The organism is Nocardia amamiensis NBRC 102102 (genome assembly GCF_001612745.1).
GTDB lineage: Bacteria > Actinomycetota > Actinomycetes > Mycobacteriales > Mycobacteriaceae > Nocardia > Nocardia amamiensis.
In genome coordinates this window covers 1-7,806 of sequence record NZ_BDBA01000308.1, presented here as the reverse complement: position 1 = coordinate 7,806, position 7,806 = coordinate 1, and the positions used below count along the sequence as shown (strand labels likewise).

Sequence of the window (7,806 nt, the reverse complement as noted above, 5' to 3'; positions counted from 1 at the left end):
CACCGCAGGTGCGGCGGTGCCATCGTGCACACTGCCGGAGCTGCTGGCTGCGGCGGTCGCAGCCAATCCGGACGGTGTCGCGGTGGTGCACAACGGGCGCACTCTGACATATGGCGAGCTGGATGCGGCTTCGTCGCGGTTGGCGCGAGCGCTTATCGAGCGTGGGGCGGGCCCGGATGTGGTGGTGGCCGTGGCGATTGCGCGGTCGGCGGATTTCGTGCTCGCGGTCTGGGCTGTGGCCAAGTCCGGTGCCGCTTTCCTGCCGGTCGATCCTGCCTATCCGGCCGACCGCATCGCGCACATGATGTTGGATTCCGGTGCTGCAGTAGGGGTCACGCTGAGCGCGGACGCCACCGCCCTTTCGGCGCTCGCGACCGGAGCCGAATGGCTAGCGCTGGATGATCCGGGGTTCGCCGCCGTGGTGCGTGAGCAGGCGGAGCTGCCGATCACGGAGTCGGATCTGCGTGGCACGATCAGGCTGGCGAACGCCGCGTACGTGATCTACACTTCGGGTTCGACAGGTATGCCGAAGGGTGTGTTGGTACCCCATGTCGGTCTGGCGAACTTCAGCGCCGAGCAGGTGGAGCGCTACGGTCTGGATCGGAACAGTCGGGTGTTGGCGTTTGCTTCGCCGTCGTTCGACGCCTCGGTGTTGGAGTTTTTGATGGCCGTCGGTGCGGCTGGTGCGTTGGTGGTGGTGCCGCCGGGTACCTACGGCGGTGACGAACTCGGTGAGCTGATCTCGCGGGAGGGCGTCACGCACGGTTTGATCACGCCGTCGGTGCTGGCGACCCTGGATACGGCGGCGTTGGCCACGATGCAGGTGATCATTGCTGGTGGGGAAGCGGTGTCGGCGGATCTGGTCGCCAGGTGGTCTGTTGCGTCCGACGGTTCGGGTATGCGTCGCTTCCACAACGCCTACGGTCCTACCGAGGCGACGATCGCGACGAACATCAGCGATGCACTGTTGCCGGGCGACCCGGTGACCATCGGTGGCCCGATTCGCGGGATGCGGGCGCTGGTGCTGGATACCCGTCTTCGTCCGGTGCCCGAAGGTGTAACCGGTGAACTGTACGTCGGAGGAATCCAGCTGGCGCGTGGCTACCTCGGCCGGCCGGAGCTGACCGCGGAGCGGTTCGTTGCCGATCCGTATGGTGCTCCGGGTGAGCGGCTGTATCGGACCGGTGACGTGGTGCGCTGGTGCCGAGATGGTTCCGGTGCGCCGGTAATGGAGTTCGTGGGCCGTAACGATTTCCAGGTGAAGATCCGCGGGTTCCGTATCGAGCTCGGCGAGATCGACGCCGCACTCGCCTCGCACGAGAGTGTCGACTTCGCGGTCACCCTCGGGCTCGAGAATGCCGCGGGCGCGGTGTCGCTCGTGTCGTATGTTGTCGCCGCGCAGGGTCATTCGATTGATGCCGCGGCGCTGACCGCGCACGTCGAAGAGCGCCTGCCCGGGTACATGGTGCCTTCGTCGATCATGGTGATCGACCACGTTCCGCTCACCCCGGTGGGCAAGCTGGACCGCAATGCGCTGCCGGAGCCGGTGTTCGCGACCGAGGTCGTCTTCCGTGCGCCGCGCACCCCGCTCGAGCAGACCATCGCCGAAGTGTTCGCCGAAGTGCTCGGCGTGGAGCGCGTCGGCGTGGACGACTCGTTCTTCGCGCTCGGCGGCGACAGCATCCTATCCATCCAGCTGGTCTCGCAGGCCAAGACGCGCGGTGTGATCCTCAGCCCGCGTGACATCTTCGAACAGCGCACAGTTGCGCGCCTGGCTTTGGTGGCGGAAATAGCGTCGACACAGACCCAGACGACGTCTGCGTTGGCCGAGCTGCCGGGCGGTGGCGTCGGCACCATGCCGCTCACACCTGTGGTGCGCTTCATGGTCGAGCGGCGGGGCTCGTATCGCCGCTTCAATCAGCAGCTGGTCCTAGAGCTTCCCTTGGGCATTGATCGCGCAGGCATCGGGCGGACTATCGCCGCTGTCGTTGACCGCCACGACATGCTTCGCGCTCGGCTGTCCCACGGGGCAGCCGCGGCCTGGATCATCGAGACCGCCGCACCGGGGACTGTCGATGTGCATAAGCTCGTTGATCGAGTCGGATTCGACGCTGCGATGGGCGCCGACGAATTGACGGCGATCGCCGCGGCGGCATTGGATAACGCTCTTGATCAGCTCGACCCCGAAGCCGGTGCGGTGGTCCGGTTCGTGTGGCTGGAACCGTCGGAACCGACGCGAGCGGGCCACCTTATCGTCGTCGCCCATCACCTCGTGATAGATGGTGTGTCGTGGCGCGTCTTGGTGCCGGACTTCGTCACGGCCTGGGGGCAGCTGTTAGCTGGACAGCAGCCGACCTTGGTCGAACCCGCGACGAGCATGCGTACTTGGGCGCATGCGCTCGAGCAGGCCGCCGTCGACCGCGGTGACGAGCTGGGGTGGTGGCGAGCGGTGGTCGATGGCCCAGATCCGCTGCTCACCGAGAGGCCGCTGGATCCGGTCATCGATGTCTCAGGTGTCGTAGAGAAATATCGTGTCGAGGTGTCGGCCGACGTCACCAAGTCGTTACTGACCACCGTGCCCACGTTGTTCCACGGCGGAGTCAACGATGGTCTGCTGGCCGCGTTGTCCGTGTCGGTAGCGAAGTGGTGGTCGAGGAAGGGAATTCACGCAGATTCCGTTCTGATTCGTCTGGAAGGCCACGGGCGGGAGGAGGATGTCGTCCCTGGGGCCGACCTATCCCGGACGGTCGGTTGGTTTACGGCGATCTTCCCGGTGCGGTTCAACCTGACCGGCATCGATATCGATGCCGCGCTGAGCGGTGGAACGGCGATGGGGCGTACGATCAAGCTGGTCAAGGAGCAGCTGCTCGCCGTGCCGGACAAGGGCATCGGCTACGGCCTGCTGCGCTACCTGAACGCCGAGACCGCCTCCGAGCTGCCGCGCGAGCTGCCCGGCCAGGTGAGCTTCAACTACCTGGGCCGCGTCTCCGATGCGAGCGTGCCGGAGGCTCTGCGTGGTGTCGGTTGGGTGCCATCGGATGCGCTCGGCGACATAGGCGGCGCTTACGACGCGGATATGCCCGCGATGGCGCCGTTGGACGTGAACGCGATCGTGGTCGGCGACAAGCTGACCGCCAATATCGGCTACCCGTCCACCCTGCTGACCGCCGCCGACGTGCGCGAGTTCGGCGAGCTGTGGACCGCGGCGCTGGAAGCGGTTGCCCGCCACGCCAATTCGACCGGCGCGGGTGGACACACCCCGTCCGACTTCGCGTTGGTGCGCAGTACTCAGCGGGATATCGACGGTTGGGAGCGGCGCTTCGGAGCGCTGGCCGACGTCTGGCCGCTCTCGGCGCTGCAAGGCGGTCTGTTGTTCCACGCCCGCCTCGCCGCGAGCTCGGTGGACGTCTACACCGCGCAGGCGGTGCTGACCCTCACCGGCCGGGTGGACGCCGCCCGGCTGCGCTCGGCGGCACAGGCTTTGGTGGACCGCTACGAGAACCTGCGCACCGCGTTCGTCACCGACCGTGACGGCAACCCGGTGCAGATCGTGCTCGAAGGTGTCCGCGTGGCGTGGGCCGAGCACGACCGGATCGAATCCGGCTCGGCGACCGAGGAGATCGAAGCCGACCGCATGCGGCGGTTCGACCTGACCGCGCCGCCGCTGATCCGCTTCACGCTGATCCAGGTCGCGCCCGACCGCTGGCAGTTCGTGGTGTCCAACCACCACATCCTGCTCGACGGCTGGTCCATGCCGCTGCTCATGCGCGACCTGCTGGTGCTCTACGCCGCGCACGCGGACAGCTCCGCGCTGCCCGCCGCCCGGTCCTACCGCCACTTCCTGGAATGGACTCGGCAGCAGGATCACGCGGCGTCGCTGGCCGCGTGGGCGGACGCGCTGCGCGGTGTGGGCGAGCCGACCCTGCTGGCCCGCCCGGACGCCGGTCGCGAGATCACCTCGCTGTCCGGTGAGTACTTCTTCGACCTGGACGAGGCGGCCACCGCGCGGCTGACCGCGCTGGCCGCATCGCTCGGCGTCACACCGAACACCGTCCTGCAGACCGCGTGGGGCATCGTGATCGGCCGGATGACCAGCCGCGACGATGTGCTGTTCGGCACCACCGTCTCCGGGCGTCCCGCGCAGCTGACCGGCGTGGAATCGATGGTCGGCCTGTTCATCAACACCGTTCCGGTGCGGGTGCGGTTCGATCCGTCGGAGTCGGTGCGGAACTTGCTGACTCGGACCCAGGGCGAGCAGGCCGACCTGCTCGACCACCACTACGTCGGGCTGGCCGACATCCAGTCCGCCGCGGGCGTCGGCGGACTGTTCGACACACTCGTGGTGTTCGAGTCCTACCCGGTGGACGCGGCGGGCCTGCAAGCCCAAGCCGCGGACATCGACGGTATGGCGGTGGTCGGCCTGGACGCGGCCGACGCCACGCACTACCCGCTGACTTTGATCGCGCAGCTGGATTCGCGGCTGCGGGTGCGCGCGGGCTACCTGCGTGACCTGTTCGACGAGCAGACGGTGCGCCGCATCGCCGACCGCCTGACCCGGGTGCTCACCGCGATCAGCGCCGAGCCCGATGTTTCCGTGGGCGACATCGAACTGCTCGACACCGCCGAGCGTGATCTGGTGGTGTCCGGCTGGAACGACACCGAATTCGATGTGGCCGCTGCTCTGTCGGGTAGCTCCGCTGCCGGCGCGACTCTGGTCTCGATGTTCTACGACCAGGTCGAACGCACACCTGAGGCGACCGCGATCACGTTCGAGGGGACAAGTCTCTCCTACGCCGAGTTCTCCTGGCGGGTGAACCAGCTGGCGCGCTGGCTGATCGCGCGCGGGGTCGGCGCGGAATCGTATGTGGCGCTGGGTATGCGGCGCTCGATCGATCTGGTTGTCGGCATGTACGCCGTCGCCGTGGCCGGTGGCGCGTACGTGCCGCTGGACCCGGACCACCCGGCCGAGCGCACGGAATACATTCTCGCCACGGCCGATCCGGTATGCGTGCTGACTTCCGGCAGCGATCTGGACATCGATACCGCGCAGGTGCGCATCGACCTGCTCGACCTGAAGGGGCTGTCGGAGGCGCCGGTCACCGACGCCGACCGTCGTGCGCCGCTGCGTGGGTCGAACACCGCGTACGTGATCTTCACCTCGGGTTCGACCGGCCGCCCGAAGGGTGTGGCGGTCTCGCACACCGCGATCGTCAACCGGCTGGTCTGGATGCAGACCGCCTACCAGCTGCGTCCGGACGACGTGGTGTTGCAGAAGACGCCGGCGACGTTCGACGTGTCGGTGTGGGAGTTCTTCTGGCCGTTGCAGATCGGCGCTCGGCTGGTGGTCGCGAAGCCGGACGGGCATCGCGATCCGGCCTATCTCGCCGAGGTGATCAGCGCGGAGCGGGTGAGCGTCACCCACTTCGTGCCGTCCATGCTCGCGGTGTTCGTGGCGGATGCCGCCGCCGCGCGCTGCGGTTCGCTCCGGTTGGTGTTCGCCTCCGGTGAGGCGTTGCCGCCCAAGCCCGCGCACCGGTTGCGGGACCTGACCGGCGCCGCGCTGCACAACCTGTACGGTCCGACCGAGGCCGCGGTCGACGTCACCTTCCACGAGGTCGTCGACGCCGACACCGAGACGGTGCCGATCGGCGCGCCCGTGTTCAACACCCAGGTCTACGTGCTGGATGCGCGCCTGCGTCCGGTTCCGGTGGGCGTCGCGGGTGAGCTGTATCTGGCGGGCGCCCAGCTCGCGCGTGGTTATGTCGCGCGTCCGGACCTGACCGGCGACCGGTTCGTCGCCAACCCGTACGGACAGCCGGGTGCGCGCATGTACCGCACCGGCGACCTGGTGGCCTGGACCGAGCACGGTGAGCTGGAATACCTGGGCCGCACCGACTTCCAGGTGAAGCTGCGCGGTCTGCGCATCGAGCTCGGCGAGATCGAGTCGGCGCTGACCGGACTGGACGAGGTCGCCCAAGCGGTCGTGGTGGTGCGCTCCGACGCGCACGCGGGCGATCAGCTCGTCGCCTACGTCATCCCCGCGCAGGACGCGCAGAGCACAGTGCCGGACGTCCAACTGGACACCGACCTGGTCCGCGAGGATCTGGCGCGGCAGCTGCCTGCGTACATGGTGCCGTCGGTGGTGATCGTGCTGGCGGAGTTCCCGCTCAACGCCTCCGGCAAGCTGGACCGCAAGGCGCTGCCCGCGCCGGTGTTCGAGGCCGCGGTGTTCCGCGCCCCGACCACGCCGGTCGAGGAGATCGTCGCCGCCACCTTCGCCGATGTGCTCGGCTTGGAGCGGGTCGGCCTGGACGACGACTTCTTCGCCCTCGGCGGCAACTCGCTGTCCGCCACGCAGGTCGCCGCGAGGCTGTCCGCCGCGCTGGACACCGACCTCGGTGTCCGGGAACTGTTCGAGGCATCCACGGTGGTCGCGCTCGCGGCCCGCGCGGAGACCAAGGCGGGCGCGGGCGCACGGGCGGCACTGGTGCCGCAGCAGCGGCCCGAGCTGGTCCCGCTGTCGCTGGCCCAGCAGCGCATGTGGTTCCTCAACCGCTTCGACCCCGACTCGGCCGTGGACAACATCCCGGCCGCGGTGCGGCTGTCCGGTCTGCTCGACCGGCAGGCGTTGCAGATCGCGGTCGCCGACGTGCTGGCCCGCCACGAGTCGCTGCGCACGTTCTACCCCGAGGTGGACGGCGCCGCGCATCAGCAGACCGTGCCCACCGCCAAGGTCATCCCGGATCTGACGCCGATCGACGTCACCGAAGCCGGACTGCCGGAAGCGCTCTCGCGTCTGGTGGGCACCGCGTTCGACGTGACCGCCGAGGTGCCCTTCCGTGCCAGGCTGTTCGAGATCAGCCCGACCGAACACGTGCTGGCCCTCGTGGTGCACCACATCTCGGCCGACGGCTTCTCCATGGGGCCGCTGACCCGCGACGTGATGACCGCCTACGGCGCTCGCGTCGACGGCGGCGAGCCCGCCTGGCGTCCGCTGGAGGTGCAGTACGCGGACTTCGCGCTGTGGCAGCGTCAGGTGCTCGGCGCCGAGGACGACCCGAATTCGGTGATCGCCGAACAGATCTCGTTCTGGTCGGACACCCTGCGCGGGCTGCCCGAGCAGCTGGATCTGCCCGCCGACCGGCCGCGCCCAGCGGTGGCCTCCGGCCGCGGCGCCACCCACACCTTCCAGATCGACGCCGAAACCCATGCCCACCTCACCGAACTCGCCCGCACCAAGGGCGCGACGCTGTTCATGGTCGCGCACACCGCGCTCGCGGTCCTGCTGTCGCGGTTGTCCGGCGAGGACGACATCGCCATCGGCACCCCGGTCGCCGGTCGCGGTGAGCGCGCGCTCGACGACCTGATCGGCATGTTCGTCAACACCCTGGTGCTGCGGACCCCGATCGGGCCCGATGCGACGTTCACCGAGCTGCTGCGCTCGGTGCGCGCCACCGACATCGCGGCCTTCGGGCACGCGGACCTGCCGTTCGAGCGGTTGGTGGAGATCCTGAACCCGGCGCGGTCGCAGGCGCGGCATCCGCTGTTCCAGGTGATGCTGTCGTTCCAGAACACCGGCCAGACCACCCTGGAACTGCCCGGTCTGACGGTGAGCGGTGTCGATCTGCCGATCGATGTCGCGAAGTTCGACCTGCAACTGGTGCTCTCCGAGCGCGCGGCCGCGCCCGCCGGAACCACCAACGGCACAGGTCCGGCCCCGGCGGGTATCACCGCCGAGCTGATCTACGCCACCGACCTGTTCGACCCGGCCACCATGGCGGAGTTCGGGCGGCGCTTCAACCGGTT

General features: G+C 68.6%; 1 protein-coding gene. It reads left to right on the top strand.

The window, feature by feature from the left end:
• Positions 1–16 precede the first annotated feature (16 nt).
• A partial coding sequence (locus NA4_RS36345; RefSeq protein WP_245671759.1) for a non-ribosomal peptide synthetase occupies positions 17–7,806 on the top strand: 7,790 nt, incomplete at its 3' end.